22 protein-coding genes are annotated in these 21252 nt (G+C 66.4%); 9 read left to right on the top strand and 13 right to left on the bottom strand.

The genetic code is table 11. From position 1 onward, the window contains the following. Positions 1 to 6: 6 nt before the first annotated feature. The 5 genes from frr to aspS form a co-directional block, all read right to left on the bottom strand. The gene (gene frr, locus ACCD06_RS08850; RefSeq protein WP_012974236.1) at positions 7 to 564 is read right to left on the bottom strand and encodes a ribosome recycling factor; all 558 of its coding nucleotides are present in this window, start codon (positions 562 to 564) and stop codon (positions 7 to 9) included. Between the two features lie 4 nt (positions 565 to 568). Next, the gene (gene pyrH, locus ACCD06_RS08845) at positions 569 to 1324 is read right to left on the bottom strand and encodes a UMP kinase (RefSeq protein WP_109155552.1); all 756 of its coding nucleotides are present in this window, start codon (positions 1322 to 1324) and stop codon (positions 569 to 571) included. A 67-nt stretch (positions 1325 to 1391) separates the two neighbouring features. Further along, positions 1392 to 2324: a translation elongation factor Ts gene (gene tsf, locus ACCD06_RS08840; RefSeq protein WP_136705490.1), complete on the bottom strand. Its 933-nt coding sequence runs from the start codon at positions 2322 to 2324 to the stop codon at positions 1392 to 1394. Positions 2325 to 2473: 149 nt separating this feature from the next. Further along, entirely contained in the window at positions 2474 to 3256 is a 783-nt protein-coding gene (rpsB, locus tag ACCD06_RS08835) for a 30S ribosomal protein S2 (protein ID WP_109155550.1), read from the bottom strand. Positions 3257 to 3497: 241 nt separating this feature from the next. Beyond that, a complete protein-coding gene (gene aspS, locus ACCD06_RS08830; protein ID WP_136705489.1) occupies positions 3498 to 5324 on the bottom strand; it encodes an aspartate--tRNA ligase in 1827 nt (608 codons plus the stop codon). Positions 5325 to 5667: 343 nt separating this feature from the next. Here aspS and rnd point away from each other — a divergent pair, with 343 nt between their 5' ends. Next, on the top strand, positions 5668 to 6858 hold the full coding sequence (gene rnd / locus ACCD06_RS08825) for a ribonuclease D (protein WP_136705488.1): 1191 nt from the start codon (positions 5668 to 5670) through the stop codon (positions 6856 to 6858). 284 nt (positions 6859 to 7142) lie between these two features. Next, a complete protein-coding gene (locus ACCD06_RS08820; protein ID WP_109155547.1) occupies positions 7143 to 8429 on the top strand; it encodes a hypothetical protein in 1287 nt (428 codons plus the stop codon). Between the two features lie 25 nt (positions 8430 to 8454). Here the strand turns inward: ACCD06_RS08820 and ACCD06_RS08815 are convergent, their stop codons facing one another. Further along, complete coding sequence (locus tag ACCD06_RS08815; RefSeq protein WP_413340123.1) at positions 8455 to 9216, bottom strand: SDR family NAD(P)-dependent oxidoreductase; 762 nt, start codon at positions 9214 to 9216, stop codon at positions 8455 to 8457. Between the two features lie 142 nt (positions 9217 to 9358). Between ACCD06_RS08815 and ACCD06_RS08810 the strand changes: the two genes are divergently transcribed. Then, positions 9359 to 10225, top strand: coding sequence for a YicC/YloC family endoribonuclease (locus ACCD06_RS08810; protein WP_136705485.1), 867 nt, complete (start codon positions 9359 to 9361; stop codon positions 10223 to 10225). 22 nt (positions 10226 to 10247) lie between these two features. Continuing rightward, a complete protein-coding gene (gene gmk / locus ACCD06_RS08805; protein WP_109155544.1) occupies positions 10248 to 10895 on the top strand; it encodes a guanylate kinase in 648 nt (215 codons plus the stop codon). Here gmk and ACCD06_RS08800 read toward each other — a convergent pair whose 3' ends face one another. Next, positions 10896 to 11627, bottom strand: coding sequence for a DUF6065 family protein (locus ACCD06_RS08800; protein ID WP_413340120.1), 732 nt, complete (start codon positions 11625 to 11627; stop codon positions 10896 to 10898). Positions 11628 to 11861: 234 nt separating this feature from the next. Here ACCD06_RS08800 and ACCD06_RS08795 point away from each other — a divergent pair, with 234 nt between their 5' ends. From ACCD06_RS08795 to ACCD06_RS08785, 3 genes are all read left to right on the top strand, one after another. Further along, a complete protein-coding gene (locus tag ACCD06_RS08795) occupies positions 11862 to 13550 on the top strand; it encodes a methyl-accepting chemotaxis protein (protein WP_413340118.1) in 1689 nt (562 codons plus the stop codon). Between the two features lie 92 nt (positions 13551 to 13642). Next, on the top strand, positions 13643 to 14770 hold the full coding sequence (locus ACCD06_RS08790; protein WP_413340116.1) for a PLP-dependent cysteine synthase family protein: 1128 nt from the start codon (positions 13643 to 13645) through the stop codon (positions 14768 to 14770). Positions 14771 to 14787: 17 nt separating this feature from the next. After that, on the top strand, positions 14788 to 15207 hold the full coding sequence (locus ACCD06_RS08785) for a winged helix-turn-helix domain-containing protein (RefSeq protein ID WP_109155540.1): 420 nt from the start codon (positions 14788 to 14790) through the stop codon (positions 15205 to 15207). Between the two features lie 64 nt (positions 15208 to 15271). Here ACCD06_RS08785 and ACCD06_RS08780 read toward each other — a convergent pair whose 3' ends face one another. Next, positions 15272 to 15514, bottom strand: coding sequence for an Lrp/AsnC ligand binding domain-containing protein (locus ACCD06_RS08780; RefSeq protein WP_085089209.1), 243 nt, complete (start codon positions 15512 to 15514; stop codon positions 15272 to 15274). 4 nt (positions 15515 to 15518) lie between these two features. Beyond that, positions 15519 to 17078, bottom strand: coding sequence for a DEAD/DEAH box helicase (locus ACCD06_RS08775; RefSeq protein WP_109155539.1), 1560 nt, complete (start codon positions 17076 to 17078; stop codon positions 15519 to 15521). 257 nt (positions 17079 to 17335) lie between these two features. Between ACCD06_RS08775 and ACCD06_RS08770 the strand changes: the two genes are divergently transcribed. Both ACCD06_RS08770 and ACCD06_RS08765 read left to right on the top strand, forming a co-directional pair. Then, a complete protein-coding gene (locus tag ACCD06_RS08770) occupies positions 17336 to 17881 on the top strand; it encodes a hydrolase (protein WP_413340113.1) in 546 nt (181 codons plus the stop codon). A 16-nt stretch (positions 17882 to 17897) separates the two neighbouring features. After that, on the top strand, positions 17898 to 18614 hold the full coding sequence (locus ACCD06_RS08765; protein WP_413340111.1) for an alpha/beta fold hydrolase: 717 nt from the start codon (positions 17898 to 17900) through the stop codon (positions 18612 to 18614). A gap of 6 nt (positions 18615 to 18620) precedes the next feature. Here the strand turns inward: ACCD06_RS08765 and ACCD06_RS08760 are convergent, their stop codons facing one another. The 4 genes from ACCD06_RS08760 to ACCD06_RS08745 all read right to left on the bottom strand — a co-directional run bounded on the left by ACCD06_RS08760 (position 18621) and on the right by ACCD06_RS08745 (position 21252). Beyond that, complete coding sequence (locus tag ACCD06_RS08760; protein WP_109155591.1) at positions 18621 to 19175, bottom strand: hypothetical protein; 555 nt, start codon at positions 19173 to 19175, stop codon at positions 18621 to 18623. A gap of 89 nt (positions 19176 to 19264) precedes the next feature. Then, positions 19265 to 20071 carry a hypothetical protein gene (locus ACCD06_RS08755; RefSeq protein WP_413340109.1) on the bottom strand — a complete coding sequence of 269 codons (807 nt, stop codon included), beginning with the start codon at positions 20069 to 20071 and terminating at the stop codon, positions 19265 to 19267. 125 nt (positions 20072 to 20196) lie between these two features. Beyond that, a complete protein-coding gene (locus ACCD06_RS08750) occupies positions 20197 to 20673 on the bottom strand; it encodes a hypothetical protein (RefSeq protein WP_136705478.1) in 477 nt (158 codons plus the stop codon). Between the two features lie 141 nt (positions 20674 to 20814). Continuing rightward, the gene (locus ACCD06_RS08745) at positions 20815 to 21252 is read right to left on the bottom strand and encodes a hypothetical protein (protein WP_109155535.1); all 438 of its coding nucleotides are present in this window, start codon (positions 21250 to 21252) and stop codon (positions 20815 to 20817) included.

The raw sequence follows: 21252 nt of genomic DNA, 5'->3' as shown, positions 1-21252 counted from the left end.
TCCGGATCAGACCTGCATGATTTCCTTTTCTTTTTGCGCAAGCGAGTCGTCGACCAGCTTGATGTGCTGGTCGGTCAGCACCTGCACCTTGTCCGCCTGGACCTTGTGCTCGTCCTGGGTGATCTCGCTGGCTTTCTCGGCCTTCTTCAGGCCGTCCATGCCGTCACGACGGATGTTGCGGATGGCGACGCGGCACTGCTCGGCGTACTTGTGGGCGACCTTCGCCAGCTCGGCGCGGCGCTCCTGCGTCAGATCGGGCAGCGGCACGCGGATGACTTGGCCTTCGGCCTGCGGGTTCAGGCCCAGGCCGCTGTCGCGGATGGCCTTCTCGACCGCCTTGGTCATGCCACGGTCCCACACCTGGACCGAGATCAGGCGCGGCTCCGGAACGGAGACCGTCGCGACCTCGCGGAGGTGCATGCGGCTGCCATAGGCCTCCACCATCACCGGTTCGAGCAGATTGGACGAGGCGCGGCCGGTGCGCAGACCGCCCAGTTCCTTGCGAAACGAGTCAAGCGCGCCTTCCATGCGGCGCTTCAGATCCGATAGGTCGGGCGCAGCCACGGGCCTACTCCCTTTCTTCCGTTATGATGGTGTGCTTGCCACGGCCCTGCATCACTTCGGCGAAGGCGCCGGGCGTGTGGATTGAGAAGACCAGAATGGGAATGTGGTTCTCGCGCGACAGCGCGATCGCCGAAGCGTCCATCACCTGCAGGTCCTTGGTCAGGACGTCCATGTAGGTGAGGCGTTCGTAATGCTCGGCCGTCGGATCCTTCTTCGGATCGGCGGTATAGACGCCATCGACCTGCGTGCCCTTCAGCAGACCGTCACAGCCCATTTCGGACGCGCGCAGCGCCGCGGCGGTGTCGGTGGTGAAGAAGGGGTTGCCGGTGCCGGCGGCGAAAATCACCACCCGGCCCTTTTCCATGTGGCGGACGGCGCGGCGCCGGATATAGGGCTCGCAGACCGTCGCCATGGGAATGGCCGACTGCACCCGCGTGCTGACGCCCATCCGTTCGAGCGCGCTCTGCATCGAGAGCGCGTTCATCACGGTGGCGAGCATGCCGATATAGTCGGCCGAAGCACGCTCCATGCCGCTCGCCGCACCCTTCACACCCCGGAAGATGTTCCCCCCGCCGATGACCAGACAGACCTGGACGCCGAGCCCGATGACCGCCTTCACCTCGTTGGCGATGCGATTCACCATCTCCGGGTCCAGACCATAGTCGCGCTGACCCATCAGCGCTTCGCCCGACACCTTGAGGAGGACGCGCTTGTAGCGGACGCCCTCGGCCGGCGCGGTGGTCCCGGTGGTTTCGACCATGGGGGGAACGCTCCCTTGCTGTTTCAGAATGCGGCGTACGGACCTTTAGCGTTCGACCTTACCGGTCTCAGCCCTGACCGCCGGCAGCGGCAGCGACCTCGGCGGCGAAGTCCGACTGGGCCTTCTCGATGCCCTCGCCCAGCGCGAAGCGGGTGAAGGCCGTGACCTTGACCGGAGCGCCGATGTCCTTGGCGGCGTTCTCCACCACCTTGCGGACCTTGGTCTCGCCGTCGATCACGTAGGTCTGCTCCAGCAGGCAGACTTCCTCGTAGTACTTGCGGACGCGGCCTTCGACCATCTTCTCGATGATGTTCTCCGGCTTGCCCGAAGCGCGGGCCTGCTCGGCCAGCACGTTGCGCTCACGCTCCAGCGACGAGCTGTCGACATCGGCGATGTCCAGCGCGTCCGGGCGGGCAGCGGCGATGTGCATGGCGATCTGCTTGCCGAGGTCGGCCAGCTTGGCGGTGTCGCCGGTCGACTCGAGAGCCACCAGAACGCCGATCTTGCCCAGGCCCGGCGCGATGGCCGAGTGGACGTAGCTGACGACGACACCGGCCGAGACCGACAGCGTGACGGCGCGGCGCAGGTTCATGTTCTCGCCGACGGTGGCGATCAGGCTGGTCAGCTCATCCTGGGCGGTGTGCGAGGTGCCCGGATAGGTGGCGGCCTTCAGTGCCTCGACGTCGCCGGCAGAGGTCAGCGCCAGCTCGGCGGCCTTGGCGGCGAAAGCCTGGAACTTGTCGTTGCGGGCGACGAAGTCGGTCTCGGCGTTCACCTCGACGACGGCACCCTTGGTGCCGGCGGTGGCGACGGCGACCAGACCCTCGGCGGCGACGCGGCCCGACTTCTTCGCAGCGGCGGCGAGGCCCTTCTTGCGCAGCCAGTCGACGGCGCCCTCGAGGTCGCCCTGCGTCTCGTTCAGCGCCTTCTTGCAGTCCATCATGCCCGCGCCGGTCTTCTCGCGCAGTTCCTTGACGAGCGAGGCGGTAATCTCGGCCATGTTGCGCCCTCTTCCTTCCAAGCGATCCGGCAGGCGGATCGGATTGAGTCACAAAGTCAAAACGGGTGGCAACCCAGAAAAAAGCCAGCCCATAAAAAAGGCAGCCGGGCCATAGGTCATAAGGCCCGGCTGCCCTTCAACCGTCAGGGTCAGGCCTGGGCGGTCTCGGCGGCGGTCTCTTCCTCCGGCAGCTGCTCGGCCGGGGCGTCCTCGGCGGCGCCGACGTCGATGCCGGCGGCGCTCATCTCGGCCTGCAGGCCGTCAAGCACGGCGCCGACCGTCAGGTCGCAGTACAGCTCGATGGCGCGCAGGGCGTCGTCGTTGCCGGGGATCGGGAAGGCCACGCCGTCCGGATCGGAGTTGCTGTCGAGGACCGCGATGACCGGGATGCCCAGCTTGTTGGCTTCCTTGACCGCGATCGACTCCTTGTTGGTGTCGATGATGAAGATGACGTCCGGGAGGCCGCCCATCTCCTTGATGCCGCCCAGCGCACGCTCCAGCTTGTCGCGCTCGCGGGTCAGCTCCAGCACTTCGCGCTTGGTCAGGCCCGAGGTGTCGCCACCCAGACGCTCTTCCATCTCGCGCAGGCGCTTGATCGACTGGGAGATCGTCTTCCAGTTGGTCAGCATGCCGCCGAGCCAGCGGTGGTTGACGTAGTACTGACCGCACTTGGCGGCAGCCTCGGCGATGCGCTCCTGGGCCTGGCGCTTGGTGCCCACGAACAGGACGCGGCCACCGCCGGCGACGACGTCACGCACGGCCTGCAGGGCGCGGTGCAGCATCGGGACGGTCTGCTCGAGGTCGATGATGTGCACGCCATTGCGGACGCCGAAGATGTACTGGTTCATCTTCGGGTTCCAGCGGCGGGTGTGGTGACCGAAGTGGACACCGGCTTCCAGCAGCTGGCGCATGGTGAAGGTGGGCATGGTCATGTGGAAAAAATCCCTTTTTCCGGTTGCTCCGCCGCGGGCATTGTCGACGGCGCATGGAAACCATGGCTGAAGACACCGGATCGGGCCATCGGAGTAAAACCGAGGGTCCGCCAGCCCGCGTGAGGTTTTGACGACGGCGCTTACATAGCCCCGCACGCGCATGTTGACAAGGAAAAAGGCCACCCGGACCAGCGTCCGGATGGCCTTTTCAGCAAACCGCCAAGGACCGGTGAAAGTTCCTTTACGCCTGCGGCGCGGACGGGGCGGCGACCTTCGGCTTCGGCAGGTCGAGCTTCAGGTGCAGTTCCTTCAGACGGGCGGTGTCGACCGGTGCCGGGGCCTGCATCAGGAGATCTTCGGCGCGCTGGTTCAGCGGGAAGGCGATGACCTCGCGGATGTTCGGTTCGTCGGCCAGCAGCATGACGATGCGGTCGATACCCGGGGCCGAACCGCCGTGCGGCGGGGCGCCCAGCTTGAACGCGCTCAGCATGCCGCCGAATCGGGCTTCCAGCTCCTCCGGTGGATAGCCGGCGATCTCGAAGGCCTTGTACATCACCTCCGGCAGGTGATTACGGATGGCGCCGGACGACAGTTCGACGCCGTTGCAGACGATGTCGTACTGGTAGGCCTTGATGTCGAGCGGGTTCATCGTCTCCAGCGCCTTCAGGCCGCCCTGGGGCATGGAGAACGGGTTGTGGCTGAAGATGACCTTGTTGGTCTCCTCGTCCAGCTCGTACATCGGGAAGTCGACGATCCAGCAGAAGCGGAAGGCGTTCTTCTCGATCAGGTCCAGCTCCTCGCCGATGCGGGTGCGGGCGAGGCCGGCCAGCTTGGCCGCCGGGCCCACCTGATCGCAGACGAAGAAGATCGCGTCGCCATCCTCGAGACCGGCCAGCTCACGCAGCTGGGCCTGGGCGGCTTCCGGCACGAACTTGGCGATCGGACCCTTGCCGCCGCCGGCTTCCATGACGATGTAGCCGAGGCCGGGGGCGCCGAGACCGCGGGCCCAGTCGTTCAGCTTGTCGAAGAAGCTGCGCGGACGATCGGAGACCTTCGGGGCGCGGATGGCGCGGACGACGCCGCCCTTCTCCAGCGTCTGCTTGAAGGCGCGGAATTCCACGTCGTCGCGCTTGAACACCTCGGTCACGTCGGTGATGACCAGCGGGTTGCGCAGGTCCGGCTTGTCGTTGCCGTACTTCAGCATCGATTCGGCGAAGGAGATGCGGCGGAAGGGCAGCCCGTCGATGACCGGCTTCGACTCGCGGCGGAAACCGCCGAACTCTTCGAAGATGCCGTGCAGCACCGGCTCGATGGCGGCGAAGACGTCTTCCTGGGTGACGAAGGACATCTCGAAATCGAGCTGGTAGAACTCGCCCGGGCTGCGGTCGGCGCGGGCGTCCTCGTCGCGGAAGCAGGGGGCGATCTGGAAGTAGCGGTCGAAGCCGGCGACCATCAGCAGCTGCTTGAACTGCTGCGGCGCCTGCGGCAGGGCGTAGAACTTGCCGGGATGGTTGCGGCTGGGCACCAGATAATCGCGCGCACCCTCGGGCGAGGAGGCGGTGAGGATCGGCGTCTGGAACTCGGTGAAGCCCTGGTCGATCATGCGGCGGCGCGCCGAGGCGATCACGCGCGACCGCAGCATGATGTTCTCGTGGATGCGCTCGCGGCGCAGGTCGAGGAAGCGGTAGCGCAGGCGCACGTCCTCGCCGGCATCGGTGTCCTGGTTGACCTGCAGCGGGATCTGCTCCGCCTCGCCTTCCACGGTCAGCTCGGCGATCTGCAGTTCGATGCGGCCGGTGGGCAGCTTGTCGTTGATGGTCTCGGCCGTGCGCTTCACCACCTTGCCGGTGACGGTGATGACCGATTCCAGCTTCAGCCGGTTGGCGACCTCGAAGGCCGGGTTGGAGGTATCGACCACGCACTGCGTCAGGCCGTAATGGTCGCGCAGGTCGATGAACAGCAGCTGTCCATGGTCGCGCTTCCGGTTCATCCAGCCCGACAGGCGGACGGTTTCACCGGCATTCTCTTCACGAAGCTGGCCGCAGGTGTGCGTGCGGTAGGGGTGCATGGGTCGAAACACCTTGAAAAGGGCGGATTCCGGCGGAAAAAGCGGTTCGACACACCACACCGGACGCGCGCGAAAGTCAAGCCGCGATAGGGTGCAGCGCAGTGCGGCGGGAGCCCGGATGGAACGTTTGGAACGGTTTGAAACATCCTGGACCACCCTGTTCAACCGTTCCATCCGCCGGCAGGCCGGCTGCCGGACCGCAGTTTAACACCGCCTTGGCCGCGGGATAAGCGGAGTGGGAAAATCCGGCCTGCCGCCCGCCCGACATATCCTTTTGCAACGCGCATCGGCTCCGCGCGTCGGCGGACTTTCGCGCACCCGCACGGTCGTGTATGAAGCAACCATGACGCTCATCACGACAACCGACGCCCTTCAGGCCTTCTGTCAGTCGCTGGCAGGGGCCGAGTACATCACGGTCGACACCGAGTTCCTGCGGGAAAAGACCTATTGGCCGCAACTGTGCCTCGTGCAGGTCGGCGGGCCCGACGGCGCGGTCGCCATCGACCCGCTGGCCGAGGGCATCGACCTGGCGCCGCTGTTCGCGCTGATGAGCGACCCGTCGGTGCTGAAGGTGTTCCACGCCGCCCGCCAGGATGTGGAGATCTTCTGGCACCTGTCCGGCCAGATCCCGCATCCGCTGTTCGACACCCAGGTCGCGGCGATGGTCTGCGGCTTCGGCGAGAGCGTCGGCTACGAGACGCTGGTGACCAAGCTGGCCGGCGCCCGCATCGACAAGTCCAGCCGCTTCACCGACTGGTCGCACCGGCCGCTGACCGACCGCCAGCTGACCTACGCCCTGTCCGACGTCATCCACCTGCGCCCGGCCTATGAGAAGCTGAAGCGCCGTCTCGCCCGCTCCGGCCGCTCGCATTGGCTGGAAGAGGAGATGGCGATCCTGACCGACCCGGCAACCTATCAGGTCGATCCGGAAAGCTCCTACATGCGGCTGAAGGTGCGGACCAACAAGCCGCGCTTCATGGCCATCCTGAAGGAGCTGGCGGCGTGGCGCGAGCGCGAGGCCCAGCGCCGCGACCAGCCGCGCTCCCGCGTGCTGCGCGACGAGGCGCTGCTGGAGATCGCCGCCCACGCGCCGACCACCGTCGACGACCTCGCCCGCACCCGCGGACTGGGCCGCGGCTTCGCCGAGGGACGCCAGGGCGCCGACGTGCTGGCCGCGGTGCAGGCGGGGCTGGACCTGCCGGACAGCGCCCTGCCCCGTGTCGAACCGCGCGAGGAACCGCCGCCCGGATTGCAACCGATCGTCGAATTGTTGCGCGTGCTTCTGAAGATGAAGTGCGACGAGAACAATGTCGCGGCGAAGTTGGTGGCGTCCTCATCCGATCTGGAGGCGTTGGCGGCCGATGATCGGGCAGAGATTCCGGCGATGCAGGGCTGGCGTCGCGAACTGTTCGGCAATGATGCGCTCGCATTGAAACACGGGAAGATCGGACTTGCGGTCATAGACCGTCGCGTCCGCATCGTTCCTGCTGGCGAACCGCGCCAGACGACCGATTCGGCCGAATCCGAAACTTGACCTTTTCGGATGGCGTCGCTTCGATGATTGCGGCGCCTTTTGCGGCGGTCCGGGTGCCTCCAGCGCCCGGACTTTAGCCTTAAGGGCTTTTTAAAGAAAGTTACCGTTAAGATCGGTTCGGCTTCGTAGGATCGGACGGATCAGGCATGCCCGGCCGGTTCGCGGGCCGCCGGAGTCGGCTGGGCGGAAGCGCCCGGACGCAAAGCAAAAGGCTGCCGGACAACGAGCGGCCGAAGACATGGGTGGTTGGCAGGCGTGACGCTTGTTGTGGGAGTGAGCAAGGTATGAGCAGGTTTGGCGGCAGACCACCTCTGGGACGGGACCGTGTCCGGCTTTCCACCACGGAAAAGCAGGCCGCCGTCGCCGCCGCCAAGGACCAGAAGCCGGAATTCGACAACGACAAGCTCCTGAACCTGCTGCGGTCGGCGAAGAACGAACTGCAGGGCATGCGGCTGATCCACATGCATCTGTCGCTTCTGAAGGACCGCGATCCGACCAGCCAGATGATGGTCCGCTCCATCATCCAGGAACTGGCGACCAAGGCCTCCTATCTGCAGTCCTTCAACATTTCCAACGGCGATGTCATCGTCCTCTACAAGGGGCTGAAGCTGACTGGCGTCACCGACGTCTGCCAGACGGTGGAACAGGTCTTCCTGTCGAAGACGACGCTGACCGGGCCGAACCCCTACAAGGAATATTCGCTTTATTCGATCATGGAACTGGCGTTGAACTTCATCAACGTCATCCGTTTCATCGAAGAACTGCAGGCGAACGAGACCGGGCAACACGTCACCGAGACCAAGCCGCCGATCACGCTGGAGGAACTGGGCAAGCTCGAACGCTCGATGCAGATGTTCGACCTGTCGCCCTTTCTGTTCAACCAGGGCATCGCCAACATCGGCGGCGGCGATGCGGAGATGGAGTATTATGAACTCTACATCTCCATCAAGCTGCTCCAGGAGCGGCTGTGCCCCGATTACGACATTACCGCCAACAAGTGGCTGTTCAACTACTTCACCGCCAATCTCGACCAGTCGGTGCTTCGCGCGCTGAACCATGGGCTGAGCTTCATGCGCGGGCGGCGGATCGGCATCAACATCAACCTGTCGACCGTCATTTCCACCGGCTTCGTGAAGTTCGACGAGCGGCTGCCGATCGATTTCCGCGGGCAGGTGGTTCTGGAGGTGTCGAAGGGTGACCTGATCGAGAATCTTTCGCTGTTCAACGAGGTGGTGGAGTTCGCACAGGACCGCCGCTATCAGATCGCGGTGGACGGGCTGAACCCGTTCTGGGTGACGAATTTCGACTTGGAATATCTGAACGCCGACTATGCGAAGATCTTCTGGTCCAATGACATGCTGGAGATGGACCCGCAGTTCGAGAAGTATTTCCGCGACCGCATTGCCGAGCAGGACCGCTGCAAGTTCATCCTGGCGCGCTGCGACAGCGTGACCAGCCTGGTCTATGCCCACAAGATGGGGATCAATCTGGTCCAGGGCCGCGCGGTCGACAACATCATGCGCAAGGGCGTCAGCGTCCGCGAGGCCATCGCACACGCCAAGGTGGATTGAGGCCAAGGTGGATTGACGGCGGCGCTCACGGCTTCCGCGGCGCCTGCCGCAGCAGACCGTCGGTCCAGGCCGGGGGAAGCAGGGCCAGCAGCCAGACTGCGGCCATCATCGGCCAGGGAAAGGCGATTCGCGCCTTGTCGCGCTCCAGCCCACGGCGTATGACGCGGGCGGCGGCATCGGTTTCCATCAGGAACGGCATAGGGAAGCGGTTCACCGCGGTCATCCGGCTTTTGACGAAGCCGGGGCAGATCACCGACACGCCGATCCCCTCCCCCGCCAGATCGCCACGCAACGCCTCGCCATAGACCCGGACCATCGCCTTGCTGGCGCAATAGGCCGGCGCGCCGGGAAGGCCGCGGAATCCCGCAAGCGACGCCATGATGGCGATTTGGCCGCGCCGCCGCGCCCGCATCGCCGGAAGCAGCGGATGAATGCTGTTCAGCACGCCGTCGATGTTGACCGCCAGGATGCGTCGGGCCTGCTCCTCCGTCTCACCGCCGTCGCCGGTGCCGGCCGACATGCCGGCGTTGGCGATCAGCAGATCGACCGGCGTTGCGGCATCGACCTGAGCCAGCCAACCGGCCATGGCGGCACGGTCGGCCACGTCGATCACCGCCGTCTCCACAAGGGCGCCGGCGGCGCGACAGCGCCCGGCCACCGCCGCCAACCTCGCGGAGTCGCGCCCGGTCAGCGCGAGCGTCACACCGGGCGCTGCATAAAGGGCTGCCAGGGCCTCGCCGATGCCGCTGGAAGCGCCGGTGATGACGATGGAGCGCGGCTGTTTCATGGAGGTTCCGCCCTGTTCGCCGGCTGCCCGATGGCGCCGAAGCTTGTTGTGGGGTGATGTCACGTTTATAAGCACGAAACAAATCGACACCGCTTTTCAAATGAGGCCGCCTTTGCCAGCCCATCGCCCCGTCATTGCCAGCATGACCGGTTTCTCGCGCGTCGACGGGCACGGCGACGGCTATTCCTGGACCTTCGAGGCCAAGAGCGTCAATGGCCGCAGCCTGGATCTGCGCTGCCGCCTGCCGTCGGGGTTCGACAGCGTCGAGGCGGTGGCGAGAGCCGAGTTGCCCAAGCGGCTGGCCCGCGGCAACGTCAACCTGACGCTGACCGTCAACCGCGCCCAGGCGGTCTCCCAACTGCGCATCAACCGCGAGCTTCTGGCCCAGGTTCTGGAGATCGCGCGGGAGATCGAGGGCGCCGGCGCCGCCCCGCCGCGGCTGGATTCGCTGCTGGCGGTGCGCGGCATCATCGAGCCGGTGGAAGAGGATGAGACCGAGGCGCGCGAGCGCGTCGAATCGGCGCTGAAGGGCGATCTGGCCAAGCTGGTCGACCAGCTGGTGGTCAACCGCCTTGCCGAAGGTGCGCGCATTGCCGAGGTTCTGAACGGCCATCTCGACGAGATCGCCCGGCTGGTGGACGCCGCGTCGGCCTGCGCCTCCACCCAGCCGGAGGCGCTGCGCGAGAAGCTGCGCGCCCAGGTCGCCGCGATCCTCGGCTCCTTCCCCGCCCTGTCGGAAGACCGGCTGGCGCAGGAGGCGGCGATCCTGATCGGCAAGGCCGACGTGCGCGAAGAGCTGGACCGGCTGCGCGCGCATATCCAGGCTGCGCGCGACCTGATGGCGGAGGGCGGGGCCATCGGCCGCCGGTTCGACTTCCTGTGCCAGGAGTTCAACCGCGAGGCCAACACGCTCTGCTCCAAGTCGGCGGACGTCGAACTGACCCGCATCGGCCTGTCGCTGAAAGCCTCGATCGAGCAGCTTCGCGAGCAGGTCCAGAACATCGAGTAATCATCAACACCGAGTGAGCGCCATGGCTGCGACCAACACCTCCCTGATCCACCGGCGCGGCCTGATGCTGGTGCTGTCCTCCCCATCGGGTGCCGGCAAGACCACCATTGCCCGCGGCCTGCTGGAGCGCGATGCCGGCATCACCATGTCGGTATCGGTGACGACCCGGCCGATGCGCCCCGGCGAAGCCGAAGGGCTGGATTACTATTTCATCGACCAGCAGCGCTTCGATCGCATGGCGGAGACCGGCGATCTGCTGGAACATGCCCGTGTCTTCGGCAACTGCTATGGCACGCCGCGAGTGGCGGTGGAGGATGCGCTGGGCGCCGGCCGCGACGTGCTGTTCGCCATCGACTGGCAGGGCGCGCAGCAACTGGCGCAGAACGCCCGCGACGATCTGGTCAGCGTCTTCGTCCTGCCGCCATCGGTCGGTGAGTTGGAACGCCGCCTGCGCGGCCGTGGCCAGGATTCGGAGGAGGTCATCGCCAACCGCATGGCGAAGGCCTCCAACGAGATCAGCCACTGGCCGGAATACGACTATGTCATCGTCAACAGCGACGTGAATGAAAGCATCGCCGCGGTGGAAGCGATCCTGCACGCCGAACGGCTGCGCCGCCGCCGTCAGGTCGGCCTGCCGGAATTCGTGCGCAGCATTCAAGACACGCTGTAACTACTTGTCTGGAAACGGCTTCGCCCGGACCTTGATTTCGTGGCCGGGCGGGCCGTCGCTACCGTCCGGCTGTTTGCCGCGGTAATAGCCCTTTTGCCAGCGTTCCTGCGCGGCGGCGCTTCCCGGCGTCTGCAGGTCATTGTTGAACTGGCTGCGCGAGGCTGCCCAGGCACGGTACTGCGCCGCCGTCTCCGGATCGCTGTCGAGGTCGCGGACCTCCGGCGTCAGGCTTTCCACCAAGCCCCGCTGGATCGGCATCAGATGGGCGAAGGGTTCGCCCTTCTCCCAGGTGACCGGCACGCCGGGCGCGGTAAATTTCCAGTTCATGGTGAAGGGGTACGGTGACCAGTCGGTTTCGATGATGCCCGACAGGCCCATGATGCCGTGCTTCGGCTGGTTCAGCGGTCCGGTGACCATCAGGTTGACGCCCGGCGGCGTGCGGAACAGAGCCGCGACGTGGAAGGTCAGCACGCCGCTGCCGAAATGGCTGGCGGGAAGCAGAGGGTGCTGCTCCTCCGCGGTGACGGTGATGGCCTCCAACCCGGTGCCGCCGTCCCACACGGCCGTCACCCCCACGGGGCAGCAGACCTCCCAGCCATGCATGCTGGCGATGTTCAGCGGCAGGCAGCGATAGCCGTACTGCTCCGGCAGGGCGTCGATCCAGTCGCGGGTCGGACGGGCCGGGCGGATGTCGGGCAGCACGCCCGAAAGCGGATAAGCGGTCAGCGTCATGGCGCCGCATCCTGCCAGACTTCGCCATCCGGTGTAACCCTGAGGCTGGCGATGGTCACAACCGGCCGCCTGTCCATCCGGATTATTCCTAGTCGCCCGTTAGAGATTACGCGGTCGCGGAGTACCCAAGTATGTGTCATACTTCGCATTAGAGTTACATCAATTAGCGAACCGCACTATGCCGTGCCCGCAGGCGACGGTCGCGGTGGTGCGCGTATCGTGTGGGGCTGGGCAATGTTCACCAAACTCAACAGCATCAAGGCGAAGCTCCTGATCCTTCAGGGGCTGTTCCTCGCCACCATCCTGGTGGCCGGCATCTGGTCGGCGACGTCGAAGCGCGAGACGATGGTCGAGGGATACCACAAATCCATCGAGGCGGTGGTGCAGACCTCGCTGTCGATCATGAAATCCTACGACGCGCGCGCCGCCAAGGGCGAGTTCAGCCGCGAGGAGGCGCAGGCCCGCGCCAAGACTGCGCTGCGGGCCCTGCGCTTCTTCGGCAACGAATACATGTTCGGCTACGAATTCGACGGCACCAACGTGTTCCACGGCGTCCGCCCCGACCTGGAAGGCACCCGCAAGCTGGCCGATTTCAAGGACAGCAACGGCGTGTTGGTGATCCGCGGACTGATCGACTCGGCGCGCAGCGGCGACGGCACACTGATCTACAACTTCCCTAAGGCCGGCGGCACCGAACCGTTTCCGAAGCTGGCCTATGCCGCGATCTTTGAGCCGTGGGGCTGGATGATCGGCACCGGAGTCTACATCGACGATGTCGGCGCCGCTTTCCGCAGCACACTGATCGAAACCCTGGCGGTGACGCTGGCGGCCGCGCTGGTGCTGGGGCTGTTCGGCTTCCAGTTGGTGTCGCGCATCGGCAAGGGTCTCGACGGCATCGCCTCCGCCACCGGCCGCATCGCCAAGGGCGATCTCGCCGCCCAGGTCGCCGGCACCGACCGCGCCGACGAGGTGGGGGCGCTGGCCCGCTCGGTGGAAACCCTGCGTCTCAGCGCCATCGAGGCGGAAGACCTGCGCCGCCGCCATGCCGCGCTGGAACGGGAAGCCGACGAGGCCCGTCGCGCCACCATGAAGCGGCTGGCCGACGAGTTCGAAGGCACGGTCGGCGCGCTGGTCCGCTCTGTCGCCGAGTCGGCGGGTCAGCTGACCCACACGTCGGGCGCCATGAGCAGCGGGGCGGAACAGACCACCCGGCTGATGGACGGCGCCGCCCGCGCCGCGGGGACCACCTCCGGCAATGTCCAGGCGGTGGCCGGCGCGACCGAGGAGTTGGCCGCCTCCATCCGCGAGATCGCCCAGCAGATCGCCGAATCGACGACCGGCTCGGCCCGTGCGGTGGAGGATGTCCGCCGCACCTATGCCCTGATCGAGCAGTTGGACAGCGTCGCCCGGCGCACGGTGGAGGTGGTCGACCTGATCCGCTCCATCGCCGAACAGACCAACCTCCTGGCCCTGAACGCCACCATCGAGGCCGCCCGCGCCGGCGAAGCCGGCAAAGGCTTCGCCGTGGTGGCGAGCGAGGTGAAGAACCTCGCCAACCAGACCGCCAAGGCCACCGACGATGTCCAGGCGCAGATCGCCGCCATGACCGACGCCACCTCGTCGGTGGTCGAGGCGATGCGCGGGGTCGGCGGCGCCATCGAGACGGTGAACAGCGTCGCGTCCAGCATCTCCGCCGCCATCGAGGAACAGGGAGCGGCGACCCGCGACATCAGCCGCAACGTCAACGAGGCGGCGCAGGGCGTCAGTTCGGTGTCCGACAGCCTGAACCTGGTGTGCAGCCACGCCACCGCCACCGGGCAGGCCTCCGCCGAGGTCGCCGCCGCGGCCCGTGCGGTGGGTGAGCGCGCCGACCGCATGCTGGGCGAAGTGTCCGCCTTCGTCGCCCGCATCCGTCAGGGCTGACCGCCTGTTGCGGTGGGGAGGGTATTCTACCGGATGCATTCGGTAAAATTCCGCGCTATGGATGGGGTCAGCGAATTGTCGGACAGGACTCCATGACCGCCCCCTCCCCCGCTCAGACCACCCCCACCTCCGCCCGCCGGGGCTGGCTCGACGAGGCGCTGCGCCGACTCGAGGCGGACGTGAACCGCTCCGCCGACACCCACCTGCTGCGGCTGCCGGTCCCGGCGGCGCAGGGGATCACGCTGTACCTGAAGGACGAATCGACACACCCCACCGGCAGCCTGAAGCACCGGCTGGCACGGTCGCTGTTCCTCTACGCCATCTGCAACGGCTGGGTGCGCGAGGGCACGACCGTGATCGAGGCGTCGTCGGGATCGACGGCGGTGTCGGAAGCCTATTTCGCCCAACTGCTGGAGCTGCCCTTCGTCGCCGTGGTGCCGCGCAACACCTCGCCGGCCAAGATCGCGCAAATCGAGTTCTATGGCGGCCGCTGCCATATGGTGGAGCGCGCATCGGAGGTCTGTGCCGAGGCGCAGCGGCTGGCCCGCGATTGCGACGGCCATTTCATGGACCAGTTCACCTATGCGGAGCGCGCCACCGACTGGCGCGGCAACAACAACATCGCCCAGTCGATCTTCGAACAGCTGGCGCAGGAGCCGTATCCGGTACCGGACTGGATCGTCTGCGGCGCCGGCACCGGCGGCACCTCGGCCACCTTCGGGCGCTATGTGCGCTATCGCCGGCTGCCGACGCGGGTGTGCGTCGCCGATCCGGAACATTCCGCCTTCTTCGCCGGGTTCCGCGACAACGACCCGAAAGCCAGCGTCGGACGGGGTTCCGGCATCGAGGGCATCGGGCGGCCGTCGGTGGAGCCGTCCTTCCAGCCGACGGTGATCGACCGGATGATCCGCGTGCCCGATGCCGCCAGCATCGCCGCCGTCTGGGTGCTGCGCGAGCGGCTGGGCCGCGCCTGCGGCGGCTCCACCGGCACCAATCTGGTGGGCTCCATCGAGCTGATCGCCGAAATGATGCGCGAGGGCCGGCAGGGCAGCGTCGCCACGCTGATCTGCGATCCCGGCGACCGCTATATGGGAACCTACTTCAACCGCGATTGGCTGCAGGCGAACGGGTTTGACATCGACCCGTGGTGCGAACGGATCGAAGGCTTCTTCCGGACCGGCGCCTGGAGCGGCGACGGGCTGGAAACGGCCGGACGCTGACCGGGGAGCCGGCCGCCATGACCCGCATGCGGATCCGCATCGATTTCGAGACCGGCGGCTCAATCGGTCCCGGCAAGATCGCTCTGCTGGAGCGGATTCGCGAGACTGGCTCCATCTCTGCCGCCGGGCGGGCGCTGGGTATGTCCTATCGGCGGGCGTGGCTGCTGGTGGACGACCTGAACCGCATCTTCCGCGAGCCGGTTGTGAGCGCCGCGGTCGGCGGCAAGCATGGCGGCGGCACGGTTCTGACCGGGTTCGGAGAACAGGTGATCGACCATTACCGCGCGGTCGAGCGCGAGGCGCATGTGGCGACCGCCCACCGGCTGGCGGCGCTGGCCGCGGGGATCAATCCGGATTACGGCGCGGACAAGCAGGTGGACGACGGGAGCTTTGCCGGCGATCCGGGGGTGGGGCCGGGATGCGGGCCGGGCAAGTAACCGAACTCCATGAAAAAAAGGCCGGGCTCCACGCCCGGCCTTTTTTCGTCGGAAGTCACTGCCCTTACGCGAACGCCTTGTATGCAATCAGCGTGAAGGTGTCGCGGACGCCGGGAAGCGTCTGCACATGCTCCGTCACAAAGCGGCCGATGTCGTCGTCCTGCTTCAGGTAGCATTTCATCAGCAGATCATACTGGCCGGAGATGGAATGCACCTCCGACACCTGTTCGATCAGCTGCACCGCCTGATCGGCGACTTCATAGGCGCGACCGAGATCGCATTTGACCATGACGAAGATGGTCTGCACGGGCTCAGCCCTCCTCGGTCGAGGCTTCGCTGGACGGACGCGGGCGGGCCGAGCGCAGCATGAAGGCCGGCATGTGATCGCCGAAACCGATCACCGGCACGTCGTCGTCATCGTCGTCGCGGCGGCGGCGGCGGTCGCCGCGATCACGGTCGCGGCGCGGCTCGTTGCTGCGGCGGGTTTCGGCAGCGGCCAGCGATTCGCGGGGCTGGCGCTCCTCACGAACCGGACGGTCTTCGCGCACAGGGCGCTCCTCGCGGACGGGACGCTCTTCACGGACCGGACGCTCGTCGCGGGGGGCGGCGGCCTCCTCACGCGGGGCGCGCTCTTCACGGCCGCCGCGGGGCGGACGGGCTTCCGAGCGGCTGTCCGGCTTGGCACCACGGCCGCCACGGCCACGGCCACGACCGCGGGAGCTGCCGTCTTCCTCGCCGAACTCGGCCGTCTCCAGGCCGTCGATGGCGATCATGGGAATCTCCCGCTTGATGAGGCGCGTGATTGCGCCGACAAGTTTCGTGTCGTCCGGCGTGGCCAGCATGAAGGCCCTGCCCTGCTTGCCGGCGCGGCCGGTGCGGCCGATCCGGTGGACATAATCGTCGGGGGTCAGCGGCACGTCAAAATTGAAGACGTGGCTGAGACCCTGGACGTCGATGCCGCGGGCGGCGACGTCGGAGCAGACCAGCAGCGAAATCTCGCCCTGCTTGAACCGCTCCAGCGTCTCGGTGCGCTTGGACTGCACCATGTCGCCGTGCAGCGCACCGACATTGAAGCCGTGCCGCTCCAGCGACTTCTGCAGGACGGCGATGTCGCGCTTGCGGTTGCAGAAGATGAAGGCGTTCTTGACGTCCTCGGTCTGCAGCAGATGGCGCAGCGCCTTGCGCTTGTCCATGTCATGGACCAGCACCATCGCCTGGGTCACCGTCTCCGCCGGCGAGGCGGGCGGAGCGACGCTGATCTCCATCGGCTGGGTCAGGAAGGCATCGGCCAGACGACGGATTTCCGGCGGCATCGTCGCCGAGAAGAACAGGGTCTGGCGGTTCTTCGGCAGCTTGCTGACGATGCGCTCGATGTCCGGGATGAAGCCCATGTCGAGCATGCGGTCGGCCTCGTCGATGACGAAGACCTTGATGTCGTTCAGCATGATGTTGCCGCGCTCGAACAGGTCGATGAGACGACCCGGAGTCGCGATCAGCACATCCACGCCACGGTCGAGCTTCTTCACCTGTTCGGTGAAGGTCTCGCCGCCGATCAGCAGCGCCATGCTGAGCTTGTGGTACTTGCCGTAGGTCTCGAAGCTTTCCGACACCTGGGCTGCCAGCTCGCGCGTCGGCTCCAGTATCAGAGACCGCGGCATCCGCGCGCGGGCACGGCCCGACGCCAGGATGTCGATCATGGGCAAGGTGAAGCTCGCCGTTTTGCCGGTGCCCGTCTGCGCGCAGCCCAGCACGTCGCGGCGTTGCAGGACACAGGGAATTGCCTGTTCCTGAATGGGCGTCGGTTGGGTGTAACCCTTGTCCTCGATGGCGCGCAGGACGTCAGGGCCAAGCCCAAGTTCCGAAAAAAGCATCCAACCTGTTTCTGTTCTGGAGTGCGGAAATCGAGCGTTCGACGCCCGATGCCTGGATGAGGCCGAAGAATAGGAAGTCAAAGCTGCATGTCAATAGATCCGATGTTCCGAAACCGAAAATTGGCGCGAAAACACACTGCGTTGGCGAATTCGGCGCTCTGCGCTAGGCTGTCGTCCGGCAGTACCGCGAGTCGCGGCGCTTGCCGGCGCCCCGATCGGGGGCTGTCCGCTTCAAATGGAACGGTCGAGAGCATTTGATGATTCTTCGTGCCCAGGAATCGGTGCTGGTGGTGGTTGATGTGCAGGAACGGCTGCTGCCGGCCATCCACGACTCCGAGCGCGTCGTCCGCAACGCCGCGATGCTGCTGAAGGGGGCCGCCGCCCTGTCGGTGCCTGTGCTGGTCACCGAGCAGTATCCGCGCGGCCTGGGGCCGACGGTGGACGCGGTGCGCGCCCACCTGCCGGAAGGCACGCCGGTGATCGAGAAGATCACCTTCGGCAGCACCGGCGAGCCGGCCTTCAATGCGGCGGTCGAGGCGTTGAATCGCCCGCAGATCGTGCTGTGCGGCACGGAGGCGCATGTCTGCGTGATGCAGACCGCGTTGGGGCTGCGCCAGCAGGGCCACGCGGTCTATCTGGTCGCCGACGCGTCGTCGTCGCGCACCCCCGCCAACCACGCCATGGCGGTGGAGCGGATGCGTGCCGCCGGCGTGACCATCGTCACCACCGAGATGGTGCTGTTCGAGTGGATGGAACGGGCCGGCACGCCGGTCTTCAAGGTCGTCAGCGCACTGGTGAAGTGAGCGCAGGAGAAGCCGCATGTCCTCGAATCCCACCAGCCGCCCTGCCCTGATCCTGCTGCCCGGCATGCCGCTGGACGCGGCGCTGTGGGACCATCAGGTCCGGCACCTCGGCGACATCGCCACCCCGCAGGTGGTCGAACTGGCGGATTGCCCCAGCATCGCGGCGATGGCCGACAAGGTGCTGGCCCAGGCGCCGGAACGCTTTGCCGTCGCCGGCCTGTCGATGGGCGGCTATGTCGCGCTGGAGATCCTGCGCCGCGCACCGGAGCGGGTGGAGCGGCTGGCCCTGCTCGACACCAACGCCCGACCCGACACGACAGAGGCGACGGCAACCCGGCGGGAGGCGGTGGCACTCGCCCGGCAGGGGCGCTATGGGCAGGTGATCCGTGCCGCCCTGCCCCGCCTGATCCACCCGGACCGATTGGCCGATGACGGATTGGTCCGTTCTGTCCTGGCGCAGATGGAGCGTGTGGGCGTCGATGGCTATGCGCGGGAGCAGGAGGCGATCATCAACCGGGTGGACAGCCGGCCCGGGCTGGCGGCCATCCGCTGCCCGACTCTGGTGATCTGCGGGCGCCAGGACATCCTGACGCCGCCGGCCCTGCACGAGGAGATGGCGGACGCCATCCCCGGCGCCCGGCTGGTGCTGATCGAAGACTGCGGCCATCTGTCGGCGATGGAGCAGCCGCAGGCGGTCACCGCGCTGATGCGCGACTGGCTGCTGCGGGACTGAGTCTGCTCAGCAATTGGGCCCGTTGCAGAACAGGTCCGCCCGCGGGCTGGGGAACAGCGAGAAGGTCATGTCGCTGATCAGGCTGCGGAAATCCGGATCGTCCGGCCCCTGCGGCCGGTCGAGCCAGCCGGTGGCGGAGGTCAGCGCGGCACCCGACCGGCAGAATGCCCCCTGCACGACGATGGCCCCGCCCGGCGGCGAGGTCCGGATCGGGCCGTTCGTGCAAAGCTCCGAGTTCAGCGTGTTTTCCGCCACGTTGAAGGCCAGCACCACCTTGTAGTCGCGCCGCGCCGTATCGTTGGGCGTGGTGGTCAAATTGGTCTTCACGCCCATCACGCGGTTCTGCATGTGCGGCAGCACCTTCTCCGCGAAGCGCTCCGGCGGCAGACCGAAGGGATCGCCGTGCAGCACCACCCGCAGGTCTCGGTTGCCCGCTGCGTAGGCGACTTCGCTGAGCGTGTAGGCGGGAGCCGGCTCGCTCGCCACCACCCGCTCGTTGGTGCAGGCGGCGAGAGTCGAAGCGCCCAGCAGGAGGGCGGCGAGCGGCGGGAGCATGCGCATGATGTGATCGTCCGTTGGTGTCTCTGCCCCCGATATGGGGAGCGGCGCCGCACCGGACGAGAGGGTCAGCCCGGTGCGTGGCCTGAGCGTCACACGTCCTTCAGCCATTTATCCGCAGCCCGGGCGATCAGAGCGGGATAGCCGGGAAGCTCCGGCCCGATCAGCGGAAGATCGATTTCGGCGACGATCCGCGCCAGGGTCTCGTCGGTCAATTCCAGCCCGAGTGCGCGGGCGCGGCGGGCGATGACGAGTTCCTGGCCCCAGACATAGACCCGCCGTGCGCCGGTGTTGCGCGCCATGATCCGGGACTGCTCCATCCGCTCGTCGCCGTTGATCGGCAGCCAGATATCGGTCATCAGCGTGTCGGCCGGCTCGTCGGTGCGGAATTCCAGCGCATCGGCGTTGACGAGGGAGATCTTGGCCAGGGCGTCGGCCGGAAGCTGGTCAAGCAGGCCGACACGCTGGTTCACTTCGATCACGTCGGGATCCAGTTCGACCACCGTGACCCGCGTCACCTCCGGCCGCAAGGCCGCGTTCACCGCCGCCCAGCCCATGCCCATGCCCATCACCACCGTATGGCCGGTGGCGGCGCGGACGCCGATCTCCTGGCTTTCGATCTCCATCGGCGTCATCGACATCCAGCAGCGATACTCGCCGTCCGCCTCGCGCCGCAGCAGGGCCGCCATATCGGTCGTCATAAGCGCCGGGCTCCAGTAGCCGGCACTGAGCAGGATCGGCGCCACCTGCAACCGCCAGCGCCCGACCTCGCAGGGCCGGTAGCGGGGGACGAACAGGTCGGCGACGAATGGGGTCAGCGCCGACAACGCGTCGGCAACCATCTCGGGCGGGATGGGATCAGCCGGAATGTCAGCGCCGGAATGGGTCAAGGGGGGCATGCGCCTCCTGCGGGTCGGGCCGTGGTCCGCGAGACGGTCTCCCGGATTGGCGGCATCGCGAATGATAGCCCAGTGGACGCATTCCCCAAAACGGCGAAACGAATTTGGGAATTTCCATCCGACCTTCAGAGCTGGCCGTCGCCGTCCGGCATCATGCCGGTTCTGAGGTATTCATACGCACGCCAGCGGTCGTCATGCGGCATCCGCGCCCGCCGCAAAGGCTCGGCTTCGACAAACAGCATCCGGCGGCGGAACGCCATCGGGCTTTCGACCAGCAGGATCGGCTTTTCCGCCTGCACCCCAGGCGGAAACCAGGGGCGGCGAAGGAAGCGGCAGGGTTCCTCGGTCCAGTCCGGCGGCTTGCCGAGATGCCAGCGGCGCACCAGATGTTCGCCCACCGCTCCGGCATAGGCATCGAAGACGTCGTCGCCGAGCAGTTCCGGCGACTCCTGGACCCGGGCATACCGGCTGGCCTCGTCGCGGTCCATGTAGAATTCGTCGAGGAATTCGCCCAACGCCACCGAGAAGGTTTGCTGTCCGGATTTATAACGTCGGATGGCCGCGCCCAGCGTTCCAGGACGGCGGTTCAGGTTGTCGGTCATTCTCGCACCCCCGGTCGGCGTAACCTTGAACGATATCCTCGATCTTGGCGGCGATGCGCGCATTTATTCCGGGAACCTGCGGATAGCAGAGCGTCACGAGTTCGGCCAACTGCTCTGGCGTTGCCAAGCCCGTGACATCCATCAGAAAATAGAGGTCCCGCCTGTCCCGGCCAGACCTTCGGGATCGTCAAGCCTGCTGGCAAGCAACTTCATCGCCAACATGTATTCCGGGGTCGGCAGGTAGACGCGAAGACCGACCGGCCCCTGTTTGGGAAACTCCCCGAACGGAAGCAGGTTCGGCTGAGGATTGCCCTTCGGCGGAGCGACGTTCTTCACCGCCTGATTGAGCCAGTCGTCGGGTAGGCCGAGACGGCGCCCGACAGCATCGGCCAACTGGTAACCGCGGCTGCGTTCGCTGAGAAAAACCGCGTCGACGTCTCGCGTCACGTCGCGGATGTTGCCGGCAAGCAAAAGGCACGATCCGCCGTAAACCGCGATGTCGATGACCTTGCCGTCCTGTGCGGCAAGGTCACCCATCAGCTCGAACGCCCGCTCCAGCAGGTTCCTCGACAGCTCCAC

Origin of the sequence: Azospirillum sp. CT11-132 (genome assembly GCF_047302835.1) — a bacterium.
Taxonomy (GTDB): domain Bacteria; phylum Pseudomonadota; class Alphaproteobacteria; order Azospirillales; family Azospirillaceae; genus Azospirillum.
This window is presented reverse-complemented; position numbering and strand designations above follow the sequence as displayed.